The organism is Klebsiella sp. KP20-425-1 (genome assembly GCF_025813515.1).
Taxonomy (GTDB): Bacteria; Pseudomonadota; Gammaproteobacteria; order Enterobacterales; family Enterobacteriaceae; genus Klebsiella; species Klebsiella pneumoniae.
In genome coordinates this window covers 5,215,277-5,242,102 of record NZ_CP109614.1, presented here as the reverse complement: position 1 = coordinate 5,242,102, position 26,826 = coordinate 5,215,277, and the positions used below count along the sequence as shown (strand labels likewise).

Genomic DNA, 26,826 nt, shown 5'->3' with positions numbered 1-26,826 from the left:
GGCGGACTCCACTCGAACATAAAATCGATATCAAAGAAAAACTGAAACAATCGTGATTGTTGGCACACGTCGACAAGACCCTGCATTAGCCGAAAAGCCCCTGCACAAAAGGGGTGACGTGCGAACCGCTATCTGCGGTTATTACCCGCTGCGGATCCGGGGATCGCGATCGGGACCGGGGATCATAGCCTAAACTGAGAAAGAGATCTTGTGTTTCTCAACAGATTCTTCCCGATTTATCCACAGGAAGGATCGAAACCGGGTAAGTGTAATCGATCCTGCGGGGAGTGAAGCACGATTTCCGCCGCATATTGGAAAAATTGATGAGCTATGCCGCTTTTGGGCGGAAACGATCTAATAAAGATCCTTGTGGATCCTTGCGCTTTACTGGCCAGGCCGTATAATCCCCCACCCGGCGCGTAATGCCCGTTTTCGTCACGCGTCTCAGCTTATTTTTTGTGCGACGAGGTGCGAGAAATAAGGAAAGAGAATTGACTCCGGAGTGTACAATTATTACAATCCGGCCTCTTTAATCACCCACGCTGAGGCGTAAGTCGTTCGAAGTTCGTTCGGGTCTACGCAAAAGTCAGTGAATTTATTCAAGTTTAGGTAGAAATCGCCATGAAACGCACTTTTCAACCGTCTGTACTGAAGCGCAACCGTTCTCACGGCTTCCGTGCTCGTATGGCTACTAAAAATGGTCGTCAGGTTCTGGCACGTCGTCGTGCTAAAGGCCGCGCTCGTCTGACCGTTTCCAAGTAATAAAGCTAACCCTGCGTGGTTAAGCTCGCATTTCCCAGGGAGTTACGCTTGTTAACTCCCAGTCATTTCACTTTCGTCTTCCAGCAGCCACAACGGGCTGGCACGCCGCAAATCACCATCCTCGGCCGCCTGAATTCGCTGGGGCATCCCCGCATCGGTCTCACCGTCGCCAAGAAAAACGTGAAACGCGCACATGAACGCAATCGGATTAAACGTCTGACGCGTGAAAGTTTTCGTTTGCGTCAACATGAACTCCCGCCAATGGATTTCGTGGTGGTGGCGAAAAGAGGGGTTGCCGACCTCGATAACCGTGCTCTCTCGGAAGCGTTGGAAAAATTATGGCGCCGCCATTGTCGCCTGGCTCGCGGGTCCTGATCGGCCTGATTCGAGTTTATCAGCGCCTGATTAGTCCGCTACTCGGGCCGCATTGTCGTTTCACCCCAACCTGTTCTCAATACGGAATTGAGGCCTTACGCAGGTTTGGAGTGATAAAAGGCAGTTGGTTGACGATGAAACGCGTATTAAAATGCCACCCTTTACACCCTGGTGGTGACGATCCCGTCCCGCCTGGACCATTTGATACCAGAGAACACTAACGATGGATTCGCAACGCAATCTTCTTATCATCGCTTTGTTGTTCGTGTCTTTCATGATCTGGCAAGCCTGGGAGCAGGACAAAAATCCGCAGCCCCAGCAGCAGACCACGCAGACTACGACCACAGCAGCGGGTAGCGCCGCCGACCAGGGCGTACCGGCCAGTGGCCAGGGGAAACTGATTACGGTTAAAACCGACGTGCTTGAGCTGACTATCAACACCAACGGTGGCGATATTGAGCAGGCGCTGCTTCTGGCGTATCCAAAAACGCTGAAATCGACCGAACCGTTCCAGTTACTGGAAACCACGCCGCAGTTTGTCTACCAGGCGCAGAGCGGCTTAACCGGCCGTGACGGTCCGGATAACCCGGCAAACGGCCCGCGTCCGCTGTACAACGTCGATAAAGAGGCGTTTGTGCTGGCCGATGGCCAGGATGAGCTCGTTATCCCGCTGACCTACACTGACAAAGCCGGCAACGTCTTCACCAAAACCTTCACCCTGAAGCGCGGTGGCTATGCGGTGAACGTGGGTTACAGCGTGCAGAATGCCAGCGAGAAGCCTCTGGAAGTCTCAACCTTCGGTCAGCTGAAGCAGACCGCTGCGCTGCCGACCAGTCGCGATACGCAGACCGGTGGCCTGTCCACGATGCATACTTTCCGTGGCGCCGCGTTCTCCACTGCGGATTCGAAATACGAAAAATATAAATTCGATACCATTCTGGATAACGAAAACCTGAACGTCAGCACCAAAAACGGTTGGGTTGCCATGCTGCAGCAGTACTTCACCACCGCATGGGTGCCGCGGAATAACGGGACGAATAACTTCTACACCGCCAACCTCGGCAACGGCGTTGTCGCTATTGGCTACAAATCGCAGCCGGTACTGGTGCAGCCAGGCCAGACCGACAAACTGCAGAGCACGCTGTGGGTCGGCCCGGCTATTCAGGACAAAATGGCTGCCGTTGCGCCGCACCTGGATCTGACCGTCGACTACGGCTGGCTGTGGTTCATCTCCCAACCGCTGTTCAAGCTGCTGAAATTCATCCACAGCTTCCTCGGCAACTGGGGCTTCTCGATCATCGTTATCACCTTTATCGTTCGTGGCATCATGTACCCGCTGACCAAAGCGCAGTACACCTCCATGGCGAAGATGCGCATGCTGCAGCCGAAGATTCAGGCCATGCGTGAGCGTCTGGGCGACGATAAACAACGTCAAAGCCAGGAGATGATGGCGCTGTATAAAGCGGAAAAAGTAAACCCGCTGGGCGGCTGCTTCCCGCTGATTATTCAGATGCCGATCTTCCTTGCGCTGTACTACATGCTGAGCGCCTCGGTTGAACTGCGTCATGCGCCGTTTATCCTGTGGATCCACGACCTGTCTGCTCAGGACCCGTACTACATCCTGCCGATCATCATGGGCGCGACCATGTTCTTCATCCAGAAGATGTCGCCGACCACCGTGACCGACCCGATGCAGCAGAAGATCATGACCTTTATGCCGGTCATCTTCACGGTGTTCTTCCTGTGGTTCCCGTCTGGCCTGGTGGTGTACTACATCGTCAGCAACCTGGTCACCATTATTCAGCAGCAGCTAATTTACCGTGGTCTGGAGAAACGTGGCCTGCATAGCCGCGAGAAGAAGAAATCCTGATACTCTTCATTCTTCAAGCCAACGCATCTGCGACTTGGATAATTTAGAGTAGTTACGGTAACGTTAATGCCAGAGAAGGCGGTCAATGGACCGCCTTTTTTACATCTACATAGAGAGTCACCATGAGCCATAACGACACTATCGTCGCCCAGGCAACCCCTCCGGGACGCGGGGGTGTGGGCATCCTGCGTATCTCCGGCCTTAAGGCGCGCGACGTCGCGCAGGCGGTACTGGGCAAGCTGCCGAAGCCGCGCTATGCCGACTACCTGCCGTTCAACGACGTTGACGGTACCCCGCTGGATCAGGGGATTGCGCTGTGGTTCCCCGGGCCGAACTCCTTTACCGGGGAAGATGTGCTTGAGCTGCAGGGCCACGGCGGCCCGGTCATTCTCGACCTGCTGCTTAAACGTATTCTGACCCTGCCGGGCCTGCGCATCGCCAGGCCGGGTGAGTTTTCCGAGCGCGCGTTCCTCAACGACAAGCTCGATCTGGCGCAGGCAGAGGCCATCGCCGACCTTATCGACGCCAGTTCAGAGCAGGCGGCGCGCTCGGCGCTGAATTCGCTGCAGGGGGTGTTCTCCGCGCGGGTGAATCATCTTGTGGAAGCGCTCACTCACCTGCGCATCTACGTGGAAGCGGCCATTGACTTCCCGGATGAAGAAATCGATTTCCTTTCCGACGGCAAAATTGAAGCCCAGCTGAACGAGGTGATGGCCGATCTCGACGCCGTCCGCGCGGAAGCTCGTCAGGGCAGCCTGCTGCGCGAAGGGATGAAAGTGGTGATCGCCGGGCGGCCAAATGCCGGTAAATCAAGCCTGCTGAACGCCCTGGCGGGCCGCGAAGCGGCGATCGTCACCGATATCGCCGGTACCACCCGCGACGTGCTACGCGAGCATATCCATATCGACGGCATGCCGCTGCATATCATCGATACCGCAGGCCTGCGCGATGCTAATGACGAAGTGGAACGTATCGGCATCGAGCGCGCCTGGCAGGAGATTGCCCAGGCCGATCGGGTGCTGTTTATGGTCGATGGCACCACCACCGGCGCCGTTGACCCGGCGGAGATCTGGCCAGACTTTATCGAGCGCCTGCCCGCTAAATTGCCGATTACCGTGGTGCGCAATAAAGCCGATGTCACCGGCGAAGCGCTCGGTATCAGCGAAGTAAATGGCCACTCACTTATTCGCCTGTCGGCACGTACCGGCGAAGGCGTGGAGGTGCTACGTAACCACCTCAAGCAGAGCATGGGCTTCGATACCAATATGGAAGGCGGCTTCCTCGCCCGCCGCCGTCACCTGCAGGCCCTGGAAGAGGCGGCGAACCATCTGCAGCAAGGCAAAGCCCAGCTGCTGGGCGCCTGGGCCGGCGAGCTGCTGGCGGAAGAGCTGCGCCTCGCGCAGCAGGCGCTGAGCGAGATCACCGGGGAGTTCACTTCCGACGATCTGCTGGGCCGCATCTTCTCTAGCTTCTGCATCGGTAAGTAAATTTTAGTCCATCTTCGTCCGTGAACGTTCACTAACCCGCATTAACTGCCTGTTAATGCGGGTTTTTACTTTCCATACTCGTCCATAGTCGTGCGGGGTCATCCGCGATTTTTGTGTCCTGAATTGTGCCCATCTTTAAATCCCTCACGTGTCATTGTTTATTTTTTGAGCTAAAAATCACATCAAATGGACACAAAAAACGGTATAAAAAACGTTCAAATCTGCCTTCTCATGGACACAGTGAAAAAGAAGGCGTTAATAATCCAATATTAAACAATCTATTAGAAAGGATGCTCATGGACACACTGTAGAGGTGAGATATGGCACTTTCAGATACCAAACTACGCACACTTGCCCCCAGAAACCGCCCCTGGCAACTTGCCGATCATGACGGACTGGTGATTGAAGTTCTTCCCACCGGACGAAAAATCTGGCGTTTCCGCTACCGCTTTGACAACAAATCGCAAAAGATCACGCTGGGCGAATACCCTGCTTTCTCACTTGCAGAAGCGCGGCTTTGGCGTGAAAAGTGCCGCTCAATGGTGGCCCATGGCATCAATCCCGCGCAGAAAAAGCAGGAAGAAAAGCTTAAACAGAAAGACCCAACGACAGTCAAAACATTCGCCAAACGCTGGCTGACCGATATCGTTGAAAAAAGTAACCGCGATCCGCGCAACATCACTCGCGTTATCGAGAAGGACATCATTCCCATCCTCGGGAAGCTGGAACTCGAAGAACTCACAACTGCCCACATTCAGGTCGTGCTCGACCGCATCAAGCAACGAGGTTCCGATCACGTCGCGCTACTGACGCGAAACGTGCTTAAACGCATGCTGGCCTATGCGATTTCCAGGGGAATCATATTCAACAACCCGGCAGCCGCTATCGAGGCCCGTTATATCGCACAAGCAACAAGCCGCGATGTGGCGCTAACCGCAGAAGAGATCGGCATCCTGCTACGGGGGATCTACACCTCTAATATGAACCGACGCCACAAGCTGGCTTTGCACCTGCTGATCATCTGCATGGTGCGTAAATCGGAGATGATTGAAGCGACATGGAGTGAAGTTAACTTCAATGCGCTGGAATGGCATATACCCGGCGAAAGAATGAAGATGGATAACCCGCATATTGTTCCGCTGTCAAAGCAGGCGCTGGCGATGTTCGAAGAGCTAAAATTTCTGGCCGGAGATTCCCCTTACGTCTTCCCCAGCCGAAACGACCACCGACGCCCGATCTCCAAAACAACGCTTAACTGCGCGGTGCGTACGTTGGATCTGAACGTCAGGGATTTTGTTATTCATGACTTCCGGCGTACTGCCAGCACATTGCTCCATGAGCAAGGCTACAACTCAGACTGGGTGGAGAAATGCCTGGCGCATAAGATCGGCGGCGTTCGCGGTGTCTACAATCGTGCGGAATACCTGAATCAGCGCCGGGAGATGCTTCAGTCCTGGGCGGACTTTGTTGATGCGCAGATTGAGGAGGGGCGGAAGGTGGTTATCGGGAAGTTTGGGAAGGCTTATGAAACTAAAACAGTTTTTTGATTAATTCCAAAACGGAATAAAGTTTAAATGCAATCCCAAACAAGTGACTACTATTGTTAGGACTTTACATGATCTCTATCCTGTATCCCTCAATAAAGCACCGCAGCAACTTGATTATGGATTAAGCTTGACATACACTCCGTATAGAAAAAGGTCAAGTTAAAGACACAAAAGCTCTGTTAAAACAGAGCTTTTGTGTCTTTAACTCATAACGAAAACACCATATATAGTGTCATAAAACAACTTTAGATACTATATATATTAAAACAAACTAAAACCCGCCTACGCAGTAACATCGTTACAACTAGAGAAGGCGGTTACAGATAAGGAAAGGGGGAGTTATGCTCTATGCGGTTCCTCAGCAAACTTCTGATTCTTTGAAGCTCATAAAAACGGTGCTTCAACTTATAGCTTCTCAGCAAGAAGTTTCACAGCAGCTAAAATCAAGGGTTTATGAAGTAATTAGAGAAGCTTCAACTTTGACTGTAGATAGAGGTGATCAGCTACAGATTCCTAATCATAGAGAATCCATCTCGCTAGCAGTTGAAATACAACATACTCAGGCTCTCGCCCAGGTGCTAACCAGAGTAACTAGCGAAGATATGTTAGAACCAACAATGGCCCGAAATGTATTAGAGCACATTTAATGCTAGCATTCACACAGCTTATATTAGTTCGGAATAAACTAAGGGAGATATCAGAATCTCCCTACTTTTCTAAAGATATGCATAAGTATCTTTCTGTTCTTCAAGAAGCAGTAGATAAGTTATATGAAAAACATGGGACAATTGCTGATGAAATAATTACAGAATGTACTTTTTTCATCACTAATGCAGTTAACTTTTTCACTGGTAGCACCACAAAAAAAATACCCTATGAGATTGTTTATTGCTTAAATGACGCCTGTAAAAAGTGGATAAGTGAAGAAACACTTATTACTACAGCCCTATCGCCAGATATGCATGGATTTTATTTCAGATCTGTAAGCAAACAATCATATGATTTACTTGAACAGACTTTAGGTATTAGTTTCGAAGCCGAATTAATTCAGATTTCATTACCTGAAATGTACAGAAGACGACCGCTATGCTCTACACCTTTATATCACGAACTAGGTCATTTTGTTGATTTTAGTAAAGGTATTTCTGAACTGGCTATTCTCAACTATCGTTCAGTTAATCAAGGTACACTCCCGATCCCGAAGGGACCCCAGGGAATTGTTGAATGGGCTACATTACCTGATTTTATTTGGCTGAATCATTGTAAAGAATTCTTTGCAGATCTTTTCAGTGCACAATTCGTTGGAAAAAGTGGGGTGGAGTTCTTATACAAATTAGCAGGTTCTCATCCTGCAAGTGACACTCATCCATCAACAGAAAACCGAATTAAAATTGTAAACGATTTTTTAAACAATGTTAAAAACCCAGTTGTTGATATGTTTAATGCGGTAATTTCAGCCTTACATAAACAAGGGAAGATTATTTCCCCCAGCTTAACATTACCTTTAAATTTACTTGATGTAAAAACTACTTTTGATAATGTACGTCCCTTTGTAATTAATAACCACAATGAAATGCATGCATTTATTAATAGTAGCTGGCAGTATTTATGTACCGAATGGGAAAATCCGACAGGCATATGGAAGGGATTATCAAAAGAATCCATAGAAAAAACCATAAATGATTTGGTTGAAAAATCAATTCGAAACGTAATGATACTTGAGAAATGGAGTGCGCAGTGAATCTCCTAAGCAAAGCTGAATTGATGCAATATTATGAATCAGCAGAACCTGAATCATTGTTCATTGAACCTCTTCTAAATATAAACCAAATTGGTAACTTCACTATAGATCTTAGACTTGGCTACGATTTTTTAGTATCCATCATGACCAGGAAACCTTCAATAGAATTATTTCCTTCTAAAAACCATGAAATTCATCAACCAATCAGAACATTTTTTCAAGAAACAAGACGAGATCTTGGAGATAGGTTCATTGTTTATCCACACCAAGTAGTTTTAGCAACAACATTAGAATATGTTAGCTTACCCCCAAATTGCTATGCTGATGTATTATCACGAAGTAGTTATACAAGGCTTGGCCTTTCATTAAATACCATGATACAACCAGGATATAGAGGCTGTATATCTTTAGAGTTATTTAATCATGGCAATACCCCTGTTGAACTTATTGTCGGTTCTCGCATATGCCAGATTCGTATATTCCAAAACGAAACTGGTGGTGAATATATAAGCAATGAATCTCAAAGAAAATATTTCGGTAATGTTAGACCGACTGTCTCAGCAGCAGAAAGTGATAATGAATTAACTATACTTGAACAAATTCGAGAAAATGAAATCGCTAAAAAATAAAAACATCAACAGATAACCTCTTTTTATATCAAAAAAACCATCACACTGTGGCTTTTAAGTAGTGATGGTTAATAAATATTATCCAAAAATATAATAAAGTCGCGTATTTTACATAAAACCCCAACTTTGAATTTTTTCGTATATAGTTTTCTTACTATAAAGCTTCTACTTATTTACCACCAAATCTCATTTTTTGTCTATCAATACAGCGTAAGAACAAATTATTCAAATCCTACAAACAATTTCCCCCAGCTTTCTCCCTCCCCACGCTCTACCCTATCCCCAACTCATAGCAGTACCCCTAAAAGCTTCCTGTTCTAAGACGAACTGCGACCTGTAAGAAGCGCCTTTGGCGGTCAGCCCCCCGGTCAACCAGGGAACGAAGCGTGGTCTGAAACTGACCTCCTGTCTCGATACAGGTGACCACACCGTTTATCGCTACCCTGTTGCAAGCGTAGCGACAGACAGAACGCTGTAGAGAAGTCGGACGGCATTGCCGAAGGCTTTGCGTCCGTACTTCCTGCTGAATGTGCAAAACGCGGCGTCACTTTTAAGAGCGTAAGCGAGTGAAAGTGACGCCAGCGCGCAGATCAGCTTCAACCCAGCTACTGCCTGCAATTCCACTGCAACAAACAGGCTGACACTCAAACAGATGTCAGAAATTCACTTACCAGAAGGAGAAACCAGCACTACCGAACCGATACCGGAGGACAGGTTATTTTACCTGTGGGGATATACCTGCCTGAGCAGGCGGCTGCATTCGTGCATCACCGTACCCCGTCATACCTCATCCGCGCATTCTCCGGCGCACCGGTATCGTTCAGCACAGCACGCTGTGCCCAACCGCGCGTCGGAGAATTGAGTGGAGAGCAGCTATGTCGAAACTTACAAAACGCATGGAAAAACTCGCCCTGCTGGCTGGCGGCAGTTTTAAAACAGTCCATGATCGCCTCCGTATCGCCGGGCGTTTAAGCCAGCATCTGCACAAGCTGAATATCCAGATTCAGGATCTCCAGCATCTGAAATCGTCACATATTGAAAGCTACGTGATGGCACGACGGGAAGCAGGAATTACGCCACGCACGCTACAAAACGAGATGGCTGCCCTGCGCACCATCCTTGCTCAGTCTGGACGTCAAAAATTTGCCCAATCGGAGCGCATCAGCAATAAAGCGCTCGGGCTGGGTAACGCCAGCCGGGCAGGAACGCATCTGCCATTAACCTCAGAACGCTGGTTGTCGGCGCTGTCTGCTTTTCATGAAAAGGATGAAGGGCTGGCTCTGACGCTGGAGCTTGCCAGAGCAATGGGTTTGCGTTCACAGGAAGCGGTGCAGTGTTGTCAGTCTCTGAAGACATGGGCCGCTGCGTTAGAGCGTGGAGAAAATCGATTGCAGGTGGTTTTTGGCACCAAAGGATCACGTTCCCGTCAGACGGTGGTGCTCGAACCTGAAAGGCTACGCAGCATCCTGAACCAAGCTATCCCCCTGATGACACAACGCGGGGGACGTTTGCTCAATAAACCCGATCTGCGCGCCGCAATGAATTACTGGCGTGCCAGCGCAGTTCGCGCAGGGCTGACTGGCCCCTATGCACCACACAGTCTGCGCTATTCATGGGCGCAGGAGGCGATGGCGCACTACCAGGGACTGGGGCTGAGTATAAAGGAAGCCAGGGCGATGGTTGCGATGGATCTTGGTCATGGCGATGGTCGAGGGCGCTACATCCAGCAAGTGTATGGGAGGCAATCATGAGCTATTACGTTTCTGCCGTCTCCGATCGGGCACGCAATAACTGGCCGAAAATATTTGAAAAACTTGGCATTTTCATTCCACCAAATCATCGGCATGGCCCGTGTCCCTGTTGTGGGGGTAAGGATCGCTTCAGGATGGATGATCTGGAGGGGCGCGGCACATGGTTCTGCAATCAGTGCGGCGCAGGTGACGGACTGGATCTGGTTTCCCGCTTCTTCGGTTGCGCACTGGTTGCGGCCGCCGGAATGGTGCAGGACATGGATCCTGTACCGCTGGTTCCGCCAGCCAGGGAAAAATCACAGGCTTTGAATATGGAATCGCGTATTAAGACACTACTTCGCCATTGTGAATCCGGAGAAGCGCCGTATCTGACAACGCGAGGCTGGCGACGAGCCCAGTGGCTTCTGACTGAACGTAGTAGCCGGACAATCTGCGGCGTGCATTTCGGGGCGGGTACGCTGGTATTGCCAATTCGAAATACAGGCGCGCAGCTGACAGGTGCGCAGTTCATTCATCCTGGAGGGAAAAAGTACCTGCTGCCCGGTAGCCATCTGAAGGATTGTTTTTGCCCGGTACATCAGGCGAGCCGCAACGGTAGACCGGAACCCTGGGCACCGGACAGCAAACCACCGGAAGGCATCATCATTACCGAAGGATATGCAACCGCACTTGCGGTCTCATGCTTTCATCATTTTCCAGTCGTTGCTGCCCTGTCGGCGCACAACCTGAAAAATGTGGCCATCTCTTTCCGGGCGCAGTGGCCTGAATGCCACCTTATCCTGGCTGGCGATAATGATTGCAGTCAGGAAAAAAATACCGGGTTGCTGAATGCAACCGCCGCTGCCGAGGTTGTGAAGGGCTGTGTGGTTCTCCCTGCAGACACCACATTGAGCGACTGGGATGAATTTTACCGTCACTACGGTGAATCCATTTCCCGGATTGTGGTTCAACCAGCAGCTTCCTGCAAATCTCAGGTCGTAAGCCATGACAGCATCAGACCGTACTCTCACCACCTCCCTTCCGCTGCGCAGGGGCTCAGAAGGGTTTAACACGAGTCAGGATTATCTGGTTAAAGGACTCATTCCCGCCGGGGCGCTGTGCAGTATTTACGGCCCCGGCGGCTCTTTTAAATCCTTTCTGGCGGTATCGCTGGCGTGCCATATTGCCAGCGGTACGTCATGGGGCGGAAGGCGAGTCAATCAAGGGGCTGTGCTGTTTATCGCCGGAGAAGGAGGAACCGGTGTATCACGACGGATCCGCGCCTGGGAACTCAGCGTTAATGACGAAATGGCGCTCGATAACCTGTTTCGCGTCGACTGCCCGATCTTTCCAGCCGCTCCGGGAAGCATCGAGCAGGTGATCCTGGCGGCAAAGGACATTCAGAACATGACCGGAATGCCGGTACGGCTGATTATCCTCGATACGCTGGCCCGCTGTTTTGGTAACTCAGATGAAAACACCGCGCGGGATATGGGCGCATTTATCCAAGGTTGCGACGCCATTCGGTATCATACGCGCGCAGCGATGATGATCGTTCATCACTCGGGTAAGGATCAGGAGCGAGGCGCTCGCGGTTCAAGTGCTTTTCAGGCTGCTCTGGATGCCGAGTTTAACGTCAGGCGTGAGGGACGTCGCAACGCTATCACCCTGAGTTGTACAAAGATGAAAGATGCGGAGATGCCGGAGGTCACCGCCTACGATCTTGAGGAAGTCGTTATCTATACCGATAGTGATGGCGAACCAGTGACCTCGCTGGTACTGAACGACGAGCCCCGGCAACCAGACGATGACTTACTGAGTAGTGGCATACCACCCGGCGTTCCTCATATCACCCGCAACCATACGGCGTTATGGCGCTGTATTAACCAACGCATCAGCCAGAATAAGCCTTGTACCCGCGCGCTCTTGCGCGAAGATCTACGGGCTAAGGGAATTAACGTCGAGAAGAAATTTTCGCGCTGGCTGGAGAAGCTAATTCGCGAAGGATTGATATTTGTAAATGGTGAGGAAATTAAACTCAATCACTAGAATTTTAATAACTATTCATAGACAGTAAGATGTCAACGGTTCAAATCGTAAGTGACTCACAAAAAAACTGGTAGCCAATATAAATAAACACAAAATAAGAGCAAAGAGGATTAGTAAAAACCCATTTCGCAAACTCATATAAGAAAGCTCATTCCTTATATGCCGTATTATATTAACCTTTTCCTGACCAATAATAGCCTTAATTAAAGATTCTCTATTTTTGTTGATCTCAAAATACGTTCCATACCCAAATTTTGGTAGAGTTTTTAATGAACCTAATGAGATAAGACCTCCACACAGCATATAAAAAGAAGAAAGAAAAAACACAAACGATATATATGGACTTAATTGACTTTCAGGAAGAAATTTAACAACCCCACTGGCACCGGCACTTATAATACTTAATGATATACTTAATGCCAATGTAAATTTAAAAGTCTTATCATCTATCTCCTTGGCTCTATTATGCTCGCTTTCAAGTCTCTCGACTATTTTTTCATCCGATAACCCTGAGTAAAACTCAAAGTTTGAAAAGGTGATATCATACACACTAACTGTTTTTTTGTTGGCAATATAGTAAAAATAAAGAAATGGGAAAACTTCCTCAATAATTCTAGAAAACATTTTAATTAGCCTCAGATAATTTCTTTGCAATATCGTAATCAATTTCTCTTTTATCATTAGAAAGCCATCCCCACTCGCCAGTTGGATTTATTTCAATAAATATATATTCGTCTTTTGTTTTGATAAAATCAATAGCACCATAATTCAACCCAAGTAACTTAACATACTCTATGCAAAGTTTTTTAATTCTAACAGGAAGTTCAATGTCGACATATTCAAGATCTTCTTTTTTTAAGGTTCTCCAATCATCAGAGATAGCATTACCATTAGATTTTATTGCAACGGCATATACTTTGGAGCCAACAATAGTAACTCTAATATCTAACTTATCCTCAATATATTCTTGAAACGTTATCGGTGCTTGTTTGGTTTTGTCTAAAGTAAAGTCCGCAGGATTAGCTTTCGATGTGTATGTAAAATAGCAATCATCATTTTCTTTAAGTAAAACGGTATCCATCGACTTTATAATAAACTTCGTTGAAGGGAGTTTCTCAAAACCAAGAGAATTACTAATAATCGTTTGAGGTACACAAAACCCTATCTTTTTTGCAATCATTAGCTGATATGGCTTAGATTCAGCAGCATATGTTGCTTGCGGCCAATTCATCCAATACGCCTTATCAAAAACCATTAATCCCCTAAGAAAAGCATTCCATTGTGATAATGAAAGCTGCTCATTTATATCAATGCTACGCCCTGGAGTATTTCTTAGAAAAACTGGTTGTCGAAACCAAACTGATTTTACATTAGATGTTTCTACATCAACATATTCACCTTTCACCCTTAGGATTGTATTTATGGGATCTAAAAAAATCTCATAATCACTTAATTGCTCTTTGTTTAGCCTAATAAAATTATCGCCATTATTTTCCAGTCGCTGAACAACCAAATCCGTGGAAAAATCATACATACTTGATAGAATCAATACATAATTTTTCATTCTCCTTTTTGATCCTCTCCAGTTTCAACATCACACTTCTTGGTAGCCCTAGTTCCATATTCTGAATTATATGACACTAAAGGTTCTCCATTTCTAATCCAATAACCCTTTGCTTTATTATAAACTGCACCTTCTGGCATTTCAGGTTTATTAGAAAAAGGCCTTTTCGTAGAAAACTGTATTAGTACATGCTCTTGTTTCATCATAATCCTTTATATAAACAGTTATTAACCAATTGATAGTAAAATACTATTTATTAGTTTTCAATTAAAACATACAACACTTACTAGCCAGAGCAAATTTGAGAACCAGATTTATAATATAGCCTAATAAAATCAATAGATTATAGTAGCCTTAGATTGCACAACGCATCCCCCACTTTCTTTTTACTTAGTAGACAATAAATGGGGGAACTTGAAGGATTCAGATAACGAATGTATCGCTGGATTCCGAATTGTACCAAAACACACCACAACATCTGTCCCTGATGCTGTGGTCGCTGTAAAAATTATTGAGGTAATTTCTCATCCCTAAGCCGTCTGATCTCATCCTCTTCAAAAGCATCCCTTAACAGTTGTAGCTGGTCGGCAAGGATGAGAAGCAACGCATAATTCGGGCCGATATCGTCAGGATGCTCGAGCATCACATGCACCAGGACTCGCGAGCGATCGACCAGTTCTCTGGCTGAGGGTTGTTCTACGGTGATTTTCATAGATACCTCCGGCGGAGGCTGGTGCAATGGGAAATTCAGGGACAGGACACATACGCAGCGCTCCGCTTCGTGATAAGCAGGTTAACGCCACCACCGGAGACGCCAGGCTCACTGGTGGTGACCCAGACAGGGTTGGCGTACCGGTTATCACGACCCGGCGCTTCTTTCGAAGCCCCTGCCTGAGCCACCATTGAAGGGGCGAGCGCAGGCCGCGCCAGTAGCACTGCAAACATCGCTACCGACACTCGTGATAATTCGGAACGCCAATTCCGGTTGCGGTTTTGCCGCAACGTGGGGACTATAGCGCAAGTCAGTACGCAAAACTATGCTTATCGCCTCATAACAGAGGGCTTATGCGTGCCGCATAAAATCTTATATTCAGTTATTAAGAAGGCGAGATTCATTGGCAAAAGCTATTGCCACTACAGAGTCAGCCTGCTAACTATGTTGATTGTTTGCTAATGGTGATGGTCATGACTACCGAATATACCGTTGTTGAATCTGTTTCCTCTGCCGAAGCTTTTTGTCGTTTACGAAGTATATCGGGGTTGTCAGCACGGCCGCTTGAGGCTGCCAGGGTGGGTTTGCCGAGAAGCTGTTATGGCGTACACATTCTCTGGCAAGGAGTGCCTGTCGGCATGGGGCGTATCGTTGGCGATGGTGCATTAAACTTCGAGATAGTCGATATAGCCGTCGACCCCGCCCATCAGGGGCGTGGACTTGGCCGAATCATTATGGAAAACATTATTCGCTGGCTGGACAGCAACGCTTATAAAGGCGCTTATGTCTCTCTGGTGGCTGATGTACCGGAACTCTACGCGAAGTTCGGTTTTGAGTTAGTCCGCCCGGAAAGCGAAGGAATGGCGAGAGTCTGGGGGTAATGTTGTCATCTGGATCAGCAAACATCCCGCTTTTGTGTCCTTGAATGTGCCCATAGCCATGTTTTCAAGGCAACGTATTGCTAATAGATTAACGAGTTAGCACGATTTTCCAGCTTCTGTATCGGTTTAGTCCGTAAACGTTCACTCACCCGCATTAACGCCGCGTTAATACGGGTTTTTTCTTGCCCTTTGCGGCGCAACGTTCTCTACTTTTATCTCCCCCTCTGCCGCGAGACTAAAACATGACCGTTGAATATACCGTGATCGAGAAGGTGCCCTCCGCCGAAGCGTTTTGCCACCTGCGGGTAGCCGCCGGCATGTCGCCGCGCCCCCTGGAAGGCGCCAGAGCCGGACTGCCGCATAGCTGTTATGGCGTACATATCCTCTGGCAGGAGACGCCGATCGCGATGGGACGCATCGTCGGCGACGGCGCGATTAATTTCGATATTGTCGACGTCGCCGTCGATCCGGCTCACCAGGGAAAAGGCCTTGGCCGGCTGGTGATGGAGAAGCTGGTCGCCTGGCTGGACGCTAACGCCTTTGATGGCGCCTACGTTACGCTGGTGGCGGATGTGCCGGAACTGTACGCGAAGTTCGGCTTCGAAAGCGTTCGCCCGGAGAGCGAGGGGATGGCCCGCGTCTGGCGAACCCGCAGTCGTTAGCTCGCATTTCCTGCCAGGAAAAGAGCGTTGTCCAAATGGCAACTCGTCTTACGGCGCGTTCCTCACTATGCTGAACGCCATTCACATCGCGAGGATCCCATGACACGCTTTCTTCTCTGCAGCTTTGCCCTGGTTCTGCTCTACCCCTCCGGCATCGATATGTATCTGGTCGGCCTGCCGCGTATTGCTCAGGACCTGGGGGCCAGCGAGGCGCAATTACATATCGCCTTCTCGGTCTATCTGGCCGGTATGGCCTCCGCGATGCTGTTTGCTGGCCGCATCGCCGACCGCTCGGGGCGTAAGCCTGTCGCTATTGTAGGTGCAGCGATCTTTGTTATCGCCTCCCTGCTCTGCGCCCAGGCGCATACCAGCAGCCACTTCCTCATCGGACGCTTTATCCAGGGGATCGGCGCCGGCAGCTGCTACGTGGTGGCTTTCGCTATCCTGCGCGATACGCTGGACGACCGTCGCCGCGCCAAGGTGCTGTCGTTGCTCAACGGCATCACCTGCATTATCCCCGTCCTGGCGCCGGTGCTTGGCCACCTGATTATGCTGAAATATCCGTGGCAGAGCCTGTTCTACACGATGACCGGCATGGGCGTCATGGTCGCTGTGCTGTCGGTCTTTATCCTGCGTGAAACGCGGCCGACGGCGCCTCCGCAGGCAGCGTCACCGCAGCATGACGCTGGCGAATCGCTGTTGAACCGCTTTTTCCTCAGCCGCTTACTCATTACCACCCTCAGCGTGACGGTGATCCTGACCTACGTTAACGTCTCGCCGGTACTAATGATGGAAGAGATGGGGTTCGACCGGGGAACTTACTCAATGGCGATGGCTCTGATGGCGATGATCAGCATGGCGGTCTCCTTCTCAACGCCGTTCGCCCTGTCGCTGTTTAATCCCCGCACCTTAATGCTGACCTCACAGGTGCTGTTTCTGGCGGCAGGCGTGACGCTGAGCCTCGCCACTCGCCAGGCCGTCACCCTGATCGGGCTGGGCATGATTTGCGCCGGCTTCTCCGTTGGGTTCGGCGTCGCGATGAGCCAGGCGCTGGGGCCGTTCACGCTGCGCGCGGGCGTCGCCAGCTCGGTCCTCGGCATCGCGCAGGTGTGCGGTTCATCGCTGTGGATTTGGCTCGCCGCCATCATCGGACTCAGCGCAATGAATATGCTGATCGGGATACTCATTGCCTGTAGCATAGTGAGCCTTGTTTTGTTACTGGTCGTCACCCCGCCGCGGGTTGCGCAATACGATGAAGAAGCCGCTGTCGAGTCTTGATCTTAATTTACTCCTCTGCCTGCAGCTCCTGACCCAGGAGCTCAGCGTTACCCGTACGGCGAAGCGGATGAACGTTTCGCCGTCAGCGGTGAGCAAGTCGCTGGCCAAACTGCGCGCCTGGTTTGACGATCCGCTGTTTGTGAAAACCCCGCTGGGCCTGGCGCCCACGCCGCTGGTCAGCAGCATGGAGCAGGATCTGGCGGACTGGATGCAGATGGGCAACCAAATCCTCGATAAACCGCACCATACCATGCCCAGCGGCCTCAAATTCGAACTGGCGGCGGAAGCGCCGCTGCTGATGATCCTGTTTAACACCCTCTCTCAGCGCATCTATCAGCGCTATCCGCAGGCATTGATTCGTTTGCGCAACTGGGACTACGACTCCCTGGACGCCATCATCCGCGGTGAGGTGGATATCGGCTTCTGCGGACGCGAAAGCCATCCGCAGTCGCGTGAGCTGCTGAGCCTGCTGCCGTGGTATATCGATTTTGAGGTGCTGTTCACCGACCTGCCGCAGGTCTGGCTGCGCGCCGATCATCCGGCGCTCAGGGAAGAGTGGGATCTGGCGGCATTCTTACGCTATCCGCATATCACTATCTGCTGGGAACAACGCGATACCTGGGCCCTGGACGACGTGCTGCAGGAGCTGGGGTATAAGCGTAACGTGGCGCTGACCGTGCCGGGGTTTGAGCAATCACTTTTTATGGCCGCTCAGCCGCAGCACACCATGCTGGCCACCGCGCCGCGCTACTGTCAGCACTATAATCAGCAGCACCAGCTGCCGCTCGTCTCCCGGCCGCTCCCCCTGGAGGCGCAGCATCTGGAAAAGCTGCGCGTTCCCTTCACCCTGCTATGGCATAAGCGCAACAGCTACAACCCGAAGCTTGTCTGGCTTAGAGATACGCTGAAAGCGCTCTATTCCGGTACGCTTTAAGCCTTGTTTCGTGCCCATAGCACCTTATTTGCGCAAGAATTTGTAAAATTCAAACAAATTCCCTTTTCAATGGGGGATTTCGGCATTAAAACCTGTTAATACCAGGCGATAATAGCGCCCGCAGTTTTATCCAGACCATTACTCACGGAGCGACGTATGGCAACGCATTTTGCAAGAGGGATACTCAGTACCGGGGAGCCGCTATCGACACGTTTGTCAGCGGCCTGTCATCAATCCGCACGTCTTCTCCCGACATATCGCCAGGCTCGCTTTTGCGCGTCGCGCTCGCTGCTTGCCGAGCTGCTGTTTATGCTTTACGGCATCAGCGAGCTGCCTGAAATCATCAACGAAGCCAATGGCCGACCGGTTTTTAGCGATCGCCAACTCCCCCGCTTTTCGATCGCTTATACTGGCAATATCGTTGGTGTTGCCCTCACCACCGAGGGGGATTGTGGCCTCGACATGGAACTGCAGCGCACTGTCCGCAGCCACGACGCCGACCGGCACAATTTCAGCAACAATGAGAATCTGTGGATTAACATACAGCATGATCCGGACGAAGCGCGCAGCCAGCTGGTAGCGCTGCGCCGCAGCGTGCTAAAGCTGACCGGCGAAGCATCAACGCAGCTGCAGCTGCTGCCCGGCTCTGGCCGCCTGCGCACCGCCGGCAGTCAGCCAATCGAAGCGGTATGTGACGCCGAATCGCTGCTGGTATGGTCCATTGCCGCTACCCCGAACATCGGCTCGCTGAAGGTCTGGGAATATGATGCTAAGGGAGGTGACTGGCGCAGCCTGGCGGATGCGCAGCAGCGCGCACGCGAACCGTCAGCCCGCCTGATGCGCTTTACCAGCTTACCCATGGAAAAAACCTTATCCCTCAATTGACCGGTCTTGCCGGCATCATGATCCAAAGGAGCAATCATGTCAGATACCTTGAAAGTGGTTACGTTACTCGGCAGCCTGCGTAAAGGGTCGTTTAATGGAATGGTCGCGCGCACCCTGCCCGGCATCGCGCCAGCGGGCATGGATATCTCCGCGCTGCCGTCGATCGGTGATATCCCGCTGTACGATGCTGATATGCAGGAGGAAGAAGGTTTTCCGCAGCGCGTGCAGGAGATTGCGCAACAGATCCGCGAGGCGGATGGGGTAGTGATAGTCACTCCAGAATATAACTATTCCGTGCCTGGCGGCCTGAAAAACGCCATCGACTGGCTGTCACGCCTGCCCGAGCAGCCGCTGTCCGGCAAACCGGTACTGATTCAGACCAGCTCAATGGGCGCCATCGGCGGTGCGCGCTGCCAGTATCATCTGCGGCAGATTCTGGTCTTCCTTGATGCGATGGTAATGAATAAACCGGAATTTATGGGCGGCGTCATCCAGAACAAAGTGGATCCGCAGGCGGGTGAAGTGGTCGATCAAAGCACCCTCGACCATCTGCGCGGCCAACTGACCGCTTTCGGCGACTATATTCGGCGGGTTAAAGCATAAAAAAAGCCCGGCAGCGATGCCGGGCTTTTTCATCATGCGTGCGGATTAATGTGCATCGATAAAGACAATTTTCAGCACGAACAGCAGCGAAACGATAATCACACACGGGCTGAGCTCGCGCAGCCGGCCGGTACCGATCTTCATCACGCAGTAAGAGATAAAGCCCAGGGCGATACCTTCGGTGATCGAGAAGCTAAACGGCATCATCACTGCGGTGATGAACGCAGGCACCGCCTCGGTCAGGTCGCTCCACTTCACGCGCGCGAGGCTGGAGGTCATCAGCACGCCAACGTATATCAGCGCGCCCGCGGCGGCATAGCCAGGAACCATCCCCGCCAGCGGAGAGAGGAAAATAACCAGCAGGAACAGGATACCAACGACAACGGCGGTCAGGCCGGTACGCCCGCCCACGGAAACGCCGGAAGAAGATTCGATATAGGCCGTCACCGACGAGGTACCGATGAAGGAGCCCGCCACCGACGAGACGCTATCGACAAACAGCGCTTGCTTCATGCGCGGGAATTTACCGTTGGCATCCGCGAGACCCGCTTTATCCGTCACGCCAATCAGCGTCCCGGAGGAGTCAAACAGGTTGACCAGCATAAAGGAGAAGATCACGCCGGCCAGGCCCAGGTTCAGGGAGCCCGCCAGATCGACCTGACCAATCACCGAAGCCACGCTCGGCGGCGCCGAGACGATCCCGGTGTAATGCACGTCGCCCAGCATCCAGCCCAGCAGGGTGGTCACAACGATAGAGACCAGTACCGCGGCGTGAATGTTGCGCGACGCCAGAATCGCGATGATAAAGAAGCCCAGCACGCCCAGCAGTACGCTGTGGGAAGTCAAATGACCAATGCTGACCAGCGTTTCCGGATTGGCGACAATCACCCCGGCGTTTTTCAGGCCCATCATGCCGATAAACAGGCCGATACCGCTGGTGATACCTACACGCAGGCTAAGCGGAATATTGGCGATCATCCAGTAACGTACGCGGAAGATGGTCAGCAGCAGCAGGCCCACGGCGCCCCAGAAGATGGCGCCCATGCCCACCTGCCACGGCAGCCCCATCGCCTGCACCACCACAAAGGCGAAAAAGGCGTTCAGGCCCATCGCCGGCGCCAGGGCGACCGGCAGGTTCGCGAACAGACCCATCAGGATACTGCCGAAAGCGGCAATCAGACAGGTGGTCACAAACACGGCGCTGGTATCCATGCCCGCTACGCCAAGAATTTGTGGGTTAACAAAAACGATATACACCATCGTCAGGAACGTGGTGAAACCGGCGATGGCTTCGGTGCGCACCGTGGTGCCGTGCTCGCGCAGCTTAAATACGCGCTCCAGCAGACCCTGGCCAGAAGACTGGCTGGTTTGTTGTTGACTCATTATCGGTTTCCGAACGTAAGGAGGGAAAATTCGAGGCTATCCTATACCAAATTACGGCACCAGGCGCGGTTGTATGGTAATTTTTTTCATTTATTTTGCTTATACGGCAACGATTGCGTCGCGGCATTGAGCATTACGAAAACGTTAAACTTGTTAATATGGAAAGGCTATGACTCAACCAGAAGCAGTATTTTTTGACTGTGACGGCACGCTGGTCGACAGCGAGGTGATTTGCTCCCGCGCCTACGTTCACATGTTTCAGGAATTCGGCATTACGCTGGACCTCGCCGAGATTTTTAAGCGCTTCAAAGGTGTGAAGCTGTACGAAATTATCGACACCATCAACGCTGAGTATGGCGTTAATCTGCAAAAGGCCACCCTGGAGCCGATTTACCGGGCGGAGGTCGCTCGCCTGTTCAATAGCGAGCTGGAGGTGATTCCCGGAGCCCAGGCGCTGCTGGATGCGGTAAGCGTCCCGATGTGCGTGGTTTCCAATGGCCCAGTCAGTAAGATGCAGCACTCGCTCGGACGCACCGGCCTGCTGCGCCATTTCACTGACCGCTTGTACAGCGGCTACGATATTCAGCGCTGGAAGCCCGACCCGGCGCTGATGTTTCATGCGGCAGAGGCCATGCAGGTAAAAGCCGAAAACTGTATTCTGGTGGATGACTCCAGCGCCGGCGCTCAGTCGGGGATTGCCGCCGGCATGGAAGTGTTTTATTTCTGCGCCGATCCGCACAACCAACCGATCGATCATCCCAAAGTGACGACCTTTACCGATCTGGCAGAGCTGCCGGCATTGTGGCAGGCGCGCGGCTGGGATATCACGCGTTAAGGGCCTGGTGAGCGGCACGTTGGCATCGATGAACCCCCGCTATGCGTCTGCGTAAGCGGGGAATAGAACTAGCGGCTTTTTATTGCTGCAACTCCGCCGCCGCCGCTTTATCGGCAATAATCACCAGTGAAGGGTGCAATTTGAGCACTGAAGCCGGCACCTGCACGCTGACCGGACCTTCCACCACTTGCTTTAACGCGTGCGCTTTTGCCGCACCGCTGACAATTAGCAATAAATTTTTCGCCGCCATCACGCTTCTCGGCCCCATGGTGACATAGCTGTCTGGTACTGCCGAGATATCCCCGCCCATCTCGCTGTTAGCGATAAGAGCAATCATTTCCCCATGAATCGGCACTTCGACCGTCTGATCATGAAAGCGGGTGGTATTCGGCAGGTTGCCGCAAAAATGGCCGTCGGCCCCCAGCCCCAGCACCATCAGATCCAGACCGCCAGCCTCTTCCAGCTGGCGATCGTGCTGAGCGGCGTTGTCCAGCGTCAGCTTGTGAATGTTCTCTTCTTTGATCTGCGCCGGGGTAAAAAACAGCTGGCGCAAATTAGATATCGTGACGCCTTCTCGCGACTGGCCGCGAAAAGGGATCTCATCGAAGTTGTAATAGTGCACCCGATCATAGAATGCTTTGCCTTTCACGGCGGCGGTCAAATGCTCATACATCCGCTTTGGCGTGCTCCCCGCCGTCACCGCCAGATTCACCCGCCGCGGCGCCGTGATATAGCCCAGAACATGATGGCTGGCGACCAGGCTCATCTCTTCATAATCTTCGGTCACAATCATTTTCATCTTGTCGTCCTTCACAAGCACAAAACGGGGGCTGAAGGCCCCCTAAAGGTTATTTAAACAGTTTTTGCACAAACTCGGCGTAGGCCGGGCGCCAGACGTCCATTTCATGGTTCAGGCCGGGATACTGGTGGTAATCAAATTTAATCTGCTGTTTTTCCAGCTCGCTTTTCAGACCAGCAATGTCTTTACCGGTCACAGAATCTTTTTCCCCGACGACCACGGTAAAGTTACGCAGCTGCTTATTGATCGCGTCAGGCTGCTTCAGCTGCGCTTCCACGCCGGCATTCGGCACCGTGGTAGTCGTAACGCCGCTAAAGGTGGCGAGCCAGCCAAAGCTCTCCAGATGATTCATTCCGGAAACCAGCGCCTGATAACCGCCCTGCGAGAGGCCCGCCAGCGCCCGACCGTCGGCATCTTTACGCACGTTAAATCGGGCATCGATCAGCGGAATAATATCCTGCATGAGCTCTTTATCCGCCGCCTGCGCATTAAGTGGATAGAAGGTTTTGCGCCGCTCCTGCGGCGGGAAGTTTTCCGCGACCGCTTCCGGGATATCGGTTTCGGTATCCGGGACCACCACCAGCATCGGCTTAATCTTGCCCTCCGCCAGCAGGTTATCCATGATTTGCGGGATCCGCCCCTGATCGATGGCCGACAGGCCGCTGTCGCCAAAGCCATGATAGAAATAGAGCACCGGCAGCGGATCGCCGGTTCCGCTATAGCCCGGCGGCGTCCAGACATAGAGACGACGTTCGGCGTTCAGAGCCTTCGAGTGATAGGTGAGGGTGCGCAGATCGCCATGCGCAACCTCCCGATCGTCAAGAATACTGCCCGGCACCAGAATCAAACTGGTGTTCACCTGGCGCTGCGGCTTCTGATAGCGGCTGCCGGTATCTACCGAGCGGAAGCCATCCACATCGAAATAGTATTCATAGAGATTGGGCTTCATCGGCTCGCTTTTCCATGTCCAGACTCCGTCCGCTGCTTTGGTCATGTCGTGCGAGACAAAGGAGTCCGGCGTGGCGCCAGTCACTATCGAGACCCGCCGGGCATCAGGGGCAAACAAGCGGTAAGTGATACTCTTATCCGCGTTAACCTGGGTGATAAAGTGGCTCACCGGCAGGCTTGGGTCCGGCATCGCGGGTAATGGCGCCGCCTGGAGGGTAAACGCCGCGCCCGCCAGCGCCAGGGCGAAATAAATTGCATGTCGTTTCATCGTTGTTCCTCTTTCGTTGTGTCCGTTCAGTTATCGTCTTACCACCAGATTTCCGCCTGCGCCCCCACGGCAAACTGATCGTTCTTCCCGTCTTCAAAAATGCTGGTGGTATTATTCGCGGCCTTATCCAGGTCAATATCCTTCGCTTTAATATAGGTGGCATAGAAACGAATTTCCGGGCGCGAGGTCAGCATACTGGTATTGACTTTGAAGGTATGGAACAGCGTGGTCTTGTAGCCGGACTCGTTATATTTCTTGCCGGTAACATCTTTGTTTTGCTGTTTGAAGTACCCCAGCTCGACGCCGGTCTGGTTATATTTATCCCAGATATAAGCCGGTCGCAGAACCGTACGGATAGATTCAAAATCGGAGTGGGCCCCGGTTTCGTAGCTATAGACGTCGTTACCAAAAGAGTAGACGATGGCATTCGCCATAATAACGTCATCGCGTAAATAGGTTTCCCCCTGCGAGGTTAAGCGCACGGCGGTGCCATTGGTATGATCGCCATAATAGCGGCCATTAAAGGTGGTATAGGGGCTGGATCCGGCATAGCGTGAGAAGCTGCTGGCAATAGAGTTATTGGCCAGTAAGAAAGAGAATTCGTTAAAGCCGCCGTTAGCAAATTTCTGCGTTAACGAGGTACCAGCCATCCAGGTATCTTTCCACGGATAATAACCTTCATTGCCCTCTTTATATTTCTCCGATGAACTTTGGTTGGCGGCGACATAGCGTCCGCTAACCATCAGGCTGGCTTTATCCCACAGCGGAATCTCTTTGTAGCGAACGTCCAGGGTGTTAGTGTTAATTTGCTGCTTATTGCTTAAAGAACGGTCATAATCATCGACATCTTCGCGAATCAACGCGATATCGAATTTCCCGGCGCCCACCTGCCAGTTTTCCAGCCCTACGCCGGCCGCCGCATCGGTTCTCTGCGTTTTCCAGTCCAGCATCTGGATTTCAATTTTTGGCGCCCCGTGTTTGCCGACCCAGAAATCGGCTTCCGGCGCAAACGGCAGGAACCCTTTGGTGTTAACATACATATCCGAGAATTGAATGTAGTTTTCGCCGCCGGCATTGTCACCAAACCAGCCAGTGGAATACTGCTGGCCGACGTTCCCGTCGAGCATCACGATGGCGTCGACGCGTTTATCGCCTTCCTGAAACACCCGCTGCTTCAGCTGCAGATCGAACCAGCCGGAATATTCATTGCCCAGGCGGCCAAGCGAACCGATCGCCCATGATTTTGGCGAGCCGTGCGAGGCGGTCCCCCAGCCGGAACGGAAGTAGCCGTTATAGCTAAAGCCAATTTCATCTTTCACGAACTTGCTAAAGTCTTTCAGCGTCATCGCGCTGTAGGCTGGCGCGCCATCGGTGACAGGTTGTTGATTTTTAACCAGCACCGCATCCGGTTTAACCGCCGTTTTCGGCCCAGCGGTCGCCCCCCCGGTCTTGCGCTTCTGACCTTCCGCAGGTGGAGACCATGAGGCCCAAATCTGGTCTCTTTTTCTTTCCTGGTCCTGATATTTTTTGAGCTCTTTTTGCGTGTCTTTGAGCGCTTTTTCCAGCAGCTCAAGCCGTTGTTCCACCGTCAGCTGGCTCGCTAGCAGATTAGTTGAATAACAAAGTGGCGCCAGCAAGACTATCGCCGAAGCGATCCTGTTTTTTCTCATCATAATATTCCCTTATATAATCATTGGCGTAAATAAAACACGACAACAACCCTATTCCGTGCCGGTGCTAATAGCCGTATCCATACCGTTTGACGTCGCGGCGGCTGTTATTTTTGCGGTTAGACAAAAACAAAAAAACCTGAAGAAGACCATCTGCCTTGGCAGATAATCCTCTTCAGGTTTTGCCCGCGCATCGCGGTAGCAACCCTCATTCAGCCATTATTGGCCCGCATAAAACAAAAAACCTGATATCGCCCCCAGGAGCAATATCAGGTTTTGCCTGCTGTCGCAGTCACAATCCGTTTAAACCATCCTGAGCGTTAAAACTCAGTGAGTGGCAGCTGATTGTTACGCGATAAAATGAATAACTCAAACGGGCAGATTGTTAATTGTGACGATAATCTCAGCAATCTCGCTGCCGCGGGGTAAAACATATCTAATTCTGATAAATCCATTTACCAGAATTAGACAGAATGATTATTACTCTTTCGGATCTTTGCCAGCGAGCAGTTTATCCAGCTCATCGCCGCCAACGTGACGGAAATCCTGACCTTTGACGAAGTAGAAAATATATTCGCAGATATTCTGGCAGCGGTCGCCGATACGCTCGATGGAGCGCGCGCAGAACAGCGCGGTCAGGACGCTGGGGATAGTGCGCGAGTCTTCCATCATGTAGGTCATCAGCTGACGCACGATGCCTTCATACTCCTGGTCGACTTTCTTATCTTCGCGATAGATACGTACCGCTTCGTCGAGATCCATACGCGCAAACGCATCCAGTACGTCATGCAGCATCTGCACCGTGTGGCGGCCCAGCGATTCGAGGCTCACCAGCAGCGGCTGGTGCTGCTGGGAAAACTTCTCCAGCGCGGTGCGGCAGATTTTATCCGCCACGTCGCCAATGCGTTCCAGCTCAGCGATAGTCTTGATGATCGCCATCACCAGGCGCAGGTCGCTGGCGGTCGGCTGGCGCTTGGCGATGATGCGCACGCACGCTTCATCGATAGCCACTTCCATCATGTTGACCTGCTTGTCGCCGTCGATGACGCGTTTCGCCAGATCGCTGTCCTGGTTATGCATGGCGGTGATGGCATCAGAGAGCTGCTGTTCCACCAGCCCACCCATGGTCATCACCTGGGTGCGGATATACTCCAGTTCAGCGTTGAACTGGCCGGAAATATGTTTGTTAAGATTTAGGTTGTCCATGGTGTCTC

The 26,826-nt window shown here is 51.4% G+C and carries 29 protein-coding genes; 19 read left to right on the top strand and 10 right to left on the bottom strand.

From position 1 onward, the window contains the following. Window positions 1-621: 621 nt before the first annotated feature. The 12 genes from rpmH to OHJ17_RS25470 all read left to right on the top strand — a co-directional run bounded on the left by rpmH (window position 622) and on the right by OHJ17_RS25470 (window position 12,190). Entirely contained in the window at window positions 622-762 is a 141-nt protein-coding gene (rpmH, locus tag OHJ17_RS25525; RefSeq protein ID WP_000831330.1) for a 50S ribosomal protein L34, read from the top strand. A 15-nt stretch (window positions 763-777) separates the two neighbouring features. Beyond that, window positions 778-1,137, top strand: a complete 360-nt coding sequence (rnpA, locus tag OHJ17_RS25520) for a ribonuclease P protein component (protein ID WP_004151535.1) — start codon at window positions 778-780, stop codon at window positions 1,135-1,137. Then, entirely contained in the window at window positions 1,101-1,358 is a 258-nt protein-coding gene (gene yidD / locus OHJ17_RS25515) for a membrane protein insertion efficiency factor YidD (protein ID WP_004151536.1), read from the top strand. Before rnpA ends, yidD begins: the two co-directional genes overlap by 37 nt. Window positions 1,359-1,360: 2 nt before the next feature. Then, complete coding sequence (gene yidC / locus OHJ17_RS25510) at window positions 1,361-3,007, top strand: membrane protein insertase YidC (protein ID WP_004150295.1); 1,647 nt, start codon at window positions 1,361-1,363, stop codon at window positions 3,005-3,007. 122 nt (window positions 3,008-3,129) lie between these two features. Further along, entirely contained in the window at window positions 3,130-4,494 is a 1,365-nt protein-coding gene (mnmE, locus tag OHJ17_RS25505; RefSeq protein ID WP_032433710.1) for a tRNA uridine-5-carboxymethylaminomethyl(34) synthesis GTPase MnmE, read from the top strand. Window positions 4,495-4,814: 320 nt separating this feature from the next. After that, complete coding sequence (locus tag OHJ17_RS25500) at window positions 4,815-6,041, top strand: tyrosine-type recombinase/integrase (RefSeq protein ID WP_071557795.1); 1,227 nt, start codon at window positions 4,815-4,817, stop codon at window positions 6,039-6,041. Window positions 6,042-6,382: 341 nt separating this feature from the next. Then, the gene (locus OHJ17_RS25495; RefSeq protein WP_032433711.1) at window positions 6,383-6,688 is read left to right on the top strand and encodes a hypothetical protein; all 306 of its coding nucleotides are present in this window, start codon (window positions 6,383-6,385) and stop codon (window positions 6,686-6,688) included. Further along, entirely contained in the window at window positions 6,688-7,782 is a 1,095-nt protein-coding gene (locus OHJ17_RS25490) for a hypothetical protein (protein WP_071557796.1), read from the top strand. The genes OHJ17_RS25495 and OHJ17_RS25490 overlap by 1 nt, the downstream gene beginning before the upstream one ends. Next, a complete protein-coding gene (dcd, locus tag OHJ17_RS25485; RefSeq protein ID WP_077255460.1) occupies window positions 7,779-8,411 on the top strand; it encodes a dCTP deaminase in 633 nt (210 codons plus the stop codon). Before OHJ17_RS25490 ends, dcd begins: the two co-directional genes overlap by 4 nt. Before the next feature lie 875 nt (window positions 8,412-9,286). Further along, entirely contained in the window at window positions 9,287-10,162 is an 876-nt protein-coding gene (locus OHJ17_RS25480; RefSeq protein ID WP_032433712.1) for an integrase domain-containing protein, read from the top strand. Continuing rightward, window positions 10,159-11,211 carry a primase-helicase zinc-binding domain-containing protein gene (locus OHJ17_RS25475; RefSeq protein ID WP_223174965.1) on the top strand — a complete coding sequence of 351 codons (1,053 nt, stop codon included), beginning with the start codon at window positions 10,159-10,161 and terminating at the stop codon, window positions 11,209-11,211. The genes OHJ17_RS25480 and OHJ17_RS25475 overlap by 4 nt, the downstream gene beginning before the upstream one ends. Beyond that, window positions 11,147-12,190 (top strand): helicase RepA family protein, encoded by a 1,044-nt coding sequence (locus OHJ17_RS25470; protein WP_032433716.1) that lies wholly within the window; start codon window positions 11,147-11,149, stop codon window positions 12,188-12,190. Before OHJ17_RS25475 ends, OHJ17_RS25470 begins: the two co-directional genes overlap by 65 nt. Before the next feature lie 15 nt (window positions 12,191-12,205). On the opposite strand, the gene OHJ17_RS25465 is transcribed toward OHJ17_RS25470, so the two are convergent. The 5 genes from OHJ17_RS25465 to OHJ17_RS25445 all read right to left on the bottom strand — a co-directional run bounded on the left by OHJ17_RS25465 (window position 12,206) and on the right by OHJ17_RS25445 (window position 14,657). Continuing rightward, the gene (locus OHJ17_RS25465) at window positions 12,206-12,814 is read right to left on the bottom strand and encodes a hypothetical protein (RefSeq protein WP_032433717.1); all 609 of its coding nucleotides are present in this window, start codon (window positions 12,812-12,814) and stop codon (window positions 12,206-12,208) included. Between the two features lies 1 nt (window position 12,815). After that, window positions 12,816-13,754: a hypothetical protein gene (locus OHJ17_RS25460; protein WP_032433719.1), complete on the bottom strand. Its 939-nt coding sequence runs from the start codon at window positions 13,752-13,754 to the stop codon at window positions 12,816-12,818. Beyond that, window positions 13,751-13,960: a hypothetical protein gene (locus OHJ17_RS25455; protein WP_123677152.1), complete on the bottom strand. Its 210-nt coding sequence runs from the start codon at window positions 13,958-13,960 to the stop codon at window positions 13,751-13,753. Before OHJ17_RS25455 ends, OHJ17_RS25460 begins: the two co-directional genes overlap by 4 nt. A 302-nt stretch (window positions 13,961-14,262) precedes the next feature. Beyond that, the gene (locus tag OHJ17_RS25450) at window positions 14,263-14,466 is read right to left on the bottom strand and encodes a hypothetical protein (RefSeq protein ID WP_015959185.1); all 204 of its coding nucleotides are present in this window, start codon (window positions 14,464-14,466) and stop codon (window positions 14,263-14,265) included. A gap of 35 nt (window positions 14,467-14,501) precedes the next feature. After that, window positions 14,502-14,657: an ash family protein gene (locus tag OHJ17_RS25445; RefSeq protein WP_228958348.1), complete on the bottom strand. Its 156-nt coding sequence runs from the start codon at window positions 14,655-14,657 to the stop codon at window positions 14,502-14,504. A 282-nt stretch (window positions 14,658-14,939) separates the two neighbouring features. Here OHJ17_RS25445 and OHJ17_RS25440 point away from each other — a divergent pair, with 282 nt between their 5' ends. The 6 genes from OHJ17_RS25440 (at window position 14,940) to OHJ17_RS25415 (ending at window position 19,709) form a co-directional block, all read left to right on the top strand. Then, entirely contained in the window at window positions 14,940-15,347 is a 408-nt protein-coding gene (locus OHJ17_RS25440) for a GNAT family N-acetyltransferase (RefSeq protein ID WP_032433721.1), read from the top strand. Between the two features lie 242 nt (window positions 15,348-15,589). Beyond that, the gene (locus tag OHJ17_RS25435) at window positions 15,590-16,009 is read left to right on the top strand and encodes a GNAT family N-acetyltransferase (RefSeq protein WP_004151539.1); all 420 of its coding nucleotides are present in this window, start codon (window positions 15,590-15,592) and stop codon (window positions 16,007-16,009) included. 99 nt (window positions 16,010-16,108) lie between these two features. Further along, a complete protein-coding gene (locus tag OHJ17_RS25430) occupies window positions 16,109-17,287 on the top strand; it encodes an MFS transporter (RefSeq protein ID WP_004151540.1) in 1,179 nt (392 codons plus the stop codon). Further along, on the top strand, window positions 17,262-18,221 hold the full coding sequence (yidZ, locus tag OHJ17_RS25425; protein WP_004150300.1) for an HTH-type transcriptional regulator YidZ: 960 nt from the start codon (window positions 17,262-17,264) through the stop codon (window positions 18,219-18,221). The genes OHJ17_RS25430 and yidZ overlap by 26 nt, the downstream gene beginning before the upstream one ends. A gap of 309 nt (window positions 18,222-18,530) precedes the next feature. Next, window positions 18,531-19,106 (top strand): 4'-phosphopantetheinyl transferase family protein, encoded by a 576-nt coding sequence (locus OHJ17_RS25420; protein WP_004145098.1) that lies wholly within the window; start codon window positions 18,531-18,533, stop codon window positions 19,104-19,106. A gap of 36 nt (window positions 19,107-19,142) precedes the next feature. Further along, window positions 19,143-19,709, top strand: coding sequence for an NADPH-dependent FMN reductase (locus OHJ17_RS25415; protein WP_004151543.1), 567 nt, complete (start codon window positions 19,143-19,145; stop codon window positions 19,707-19,709). 45 nt (window positions 19,710-19,754) lie between these two features. Here OHJ17_RS25415 and OHJ17_RS25410 read toward each other — a convergent pair whose 3' ends face one another. Next, the gene (locus tag OHJ17_RS25410) at window positions 19,755-21,092 is read right to left on the bottom strand and encodes an NCS2 family permease (RefSeq protein WP_004145100.1); all 1,338 of its coding nucleotides are present in this window, start codon (window positions 21,090-21,092) and stop codon (window positions 19,755-19,757) included. Between the two features lie 169 nt (window positions 21,093-21,261). On the opposite strand from OHJ17_RS25410, the gene yieH reads away from it, so the two are divergent. After that, on the top strand, window positions 21,262-21,927 hold the full coding sequence (yieH, locus tag OHJ17_RS25405) for a 6-phosphogluconate phosphatase (protein WP_032433722.1): 666 nt from the start codon (window positions 21,262-21,264) through the stop codon (window positions 21,925-21,927). Between the two features lie 79 nt (window positions 21,928-22,006). Here yieH and OHJ17_RS25400 read toward each other — a convergent pair whose 3' ends face one another. From OHJ17_RS25400 to phoU, 4 genes are all read right to left on the bottom strand, one after another. Next, complete coding sequence (locus tag OHJ17_RS25400; protein ID WP_004901614.1) at window positions 22,007-22,726, bottom strand: glucosamine-6-phosphate deaminase; 720 nt, start codon at window positions 22,724-22,726, stop codon at window positions 22,007-22,009. 49 nt (window positions 22,727-22,775) lie between these two features. Further along, a complete protein-coding gene (locus OHJ17_RS25395; protein WP_004145104.1) occupies window positions 22,776-23,942 on the bottom strand; it encodes an alpha/beta hydrolase-fold protein in 1,167 nt (388 codons plus the stop codon). 38 nt (window positions 23,943-23,980) lie between these two features. Then, window positions 23,981-25,615 carry a carbohydrate porin gene (locus OHJ17_RS25390; RefSeq protein WP_004150305.1) on the bottom strand — a complete coding sequence of 545 codons (1,635 nt, stop codon included), beginning with the start codon at window positions 25,613-25,615 and terminating at the stop codon, window positions 23,981-23,983. A 477-nt stretch (window positions 25,616-26,092) separates the two neighbouring features. Beyond that, window positions 26,093-26,818, bottom strand: coding sequence for a phosphate signaling complex protein PhoU (gene phoU / locus OHJ17_RS25385; protein ID WP_004145007.1), 726 nt, complete (start codon window positions 26,816-26,818; stop codon window positions 26,093-26,095). Window positions 26,819-26,826: the final 8 nt, after the last annotated feature.

What these genes read in the sequence shown, in the direction of transcription:
- rpmH (WP_000831330.1), top strand. Translation starts at nt 622, where the DNA reads ATGAAACGCACTTTTCAACCGTCTGTACTGAAGCGCAACCGTTCTCAC.
- yidD (WP_004151536.1), top strand. Translation starts at nt 1,101, where the DNA reads ATGGCGCCGCCATTGTCGCCTGGCTCGCGGGTCCTGATCGGCCTGATT.
- yidC (WP_004150295.1), top strand. Translation starts at nt 1,361, where the DNA reads ATGGATTCGCAACGCAATCTTCTTATCATCGCTTTGTTGTTCGTGTCT.
- mnmE (WP_032433710.1), top strand. Translation starts at nt 3,130, where the DNA reads ATGAGCCATAACGACACTATCGTCGCCCAGGCAACCCCTCCGGGACGC.
- OHJ17_RS25500 (WP_071557795.1), top strand. Translation starts at nt 4,815, where the DNA reads ATGGCACTTTCAGATACCAAACTACGCACACTTGCCCCCAGAAACCGC.
- OHJ17_RS25495 (WP_032433711.1), top strand. Translation starts at nt 6,383, where the DNA reads ATGCTCTATGCGGTTCCTCAGCAAACTTCTGATTCTTTGAAGCTCATA.
- OHJ17_RS25490 (WP_071557796.1), top strand. Translation starts at nt 6,688, where the DNA reads ATGCTAGCATTCACACAGCTTATATTAGTTCGGAATAAACTAAGGGAG.
- OHJ17_RS25480 (WP_032433712.1), top strand. Translation starts at nt 9,287, where the DNA reads ATGTCGAAACTTACAAAACGCATGGAAAAACTCGCCCTGCTGGCTGGC.
- OHJ17_RS25475 (WP_223174965.1), top strand. Translation starts at nt 10,159, where the DNA reads ATGAGCTATTACGTTTCTGCCGTCTCCGATCGGGCACGCAATAACTGG.
- OHJ17_RS25470 (WP_032433716.1), top strand. Translation starts at nt 11,147, where the DNA reads ATGACAGCATCAGACCGTACTCTCACCACCTCCCTTCCGCTGCGCAGG.
- OHJ17_RS25465 (WP_032433717.1), bottom strand. Translation starts at nt 12,814, where the DNA reads ATGTTTTCTAGAATTATTGAGGAAGTTTTCCCATTTCTTTATTTTTAC.
- OHJ17_RS25460 (WP_032433719.1), bottom strand. Translation starts at nt 13,754, where the DNA reads ATGAAAAATTATGTATTGATTCTATCAAGTATGTATGATTTTTCCACG.
- OHJ17_RS25455 (WP_123677152.1), bottom strand. Translation starts at nt 13,960, where the DNA reads ATGATGAAACAAGAGCATGTACTAATACAGTTTTCTACGAAAAGGCCT.
- OHJ17_RS25450 (WP_015959185.1), bottom strand. Translation starts at nt 14,466, where the DNA reads ATGAAAATCACCGTAGAACAACCCTCAGCCAGAGAACTGGTCGATCGC.
- OHJ17_RS25445 (WP_228958348.1), bottom strand. Translation starts at nt 14,657, where the DNA reads ATGGTGGCTCAGGCAGGGGCTTCGAAAGAAGCGCCGGGTCGTGATAAC.
- OHJ17_RS25440 (WP_032433721.1), top strand. Translation starts at nt 14,940, where the DNA reads ATGACTACCGAATATACCGTTGTTGAATCTGTTTCCTCTGCCGAAGCT.
- OHJ17_RS25435 (WP_004151539.1), top strand. Translation starts at nt 15,590, where the DNA reads ATGACCGTTGAATATACCGTGATCGAGAAGGTGCCCTCCGCCGAAGCG.
- OHJ17_RS25430 (WP_004151540.1), top strand. Translation starts at nt 16,109, where the DNA reads ATGACACGCTTTCTTCTCTGCAGCTTTGCCCTGGTTCTGCTCTACCCC.
- yidZ (WP_004150300.1), top strand. Translation starts at nt 17,262, where the DNA reads ATGAAGAAGCCGCTGTCGAGTCTTGATCTTAATTTACTCCTCTGCCTG.
- OHJ17_RS25420 (WP_004145098.1), top strand. Translation starts at nt 18,531, where the DNA reads ATGCTTTACGGCATCAGCGAGCTGCCTGAAATCATCAACGAAGCCAAT.
- OHJ17_RS25415 (WP_004151543.1), top strand. Translation starts at nt 19,143, where the DNA reads ATGTCAGATACCTTGAAAGTGGTTACGTTACTCGGCAGCCTGCGTAAA.
- OHJ17_RS25410 (WP_004145100.1), bottom strand. Translation starts at nt 21,092, where the DNA reads ATGAGTCAACAACAAACCAGCCAGTCTTCTGGCCAGGGTCTGCTGGAG.
- yieH (WP_032433722.1), top strand. Translation starts at nt 21,262, where the DNA reads ATGACTCAACCAGAAGCAGTATTTTTTGACTGTGACGGCACGCTGGTC.
- OHJ17_RS25400 (WP_004901614.1), bottom strand. Translation starts at nt 22,726, where the DNA reads ATGAAAATGATTGTGACCGAAGATTATGAAGAGATGAGCCTGGTCGCC.
- OHJ17_RS25395 (WP_004145104.1), bottom strand. Translation starts at nt 23,942, where the DNA reads ATGAAACGACATGCAATTTATTTCGCCCTGGCGCTGGCGGGCGCGGCG.
- OHJ17_RS25390 (WP_004150305.1), bottom strand. Translation starts at nt 25,615, where the DNA reads ATGATGAGAAAAAACAGGATCGCTTCGGCGATAGTCTTGCTGGCGCCA.
- phoU (WP_004145007.1), bottom strand. Translation starts at nt 26,818, where the DNA reads ATGGACAACCTAAATCTTAACAAACATATTTCCGGCCAGTTCAACGCT.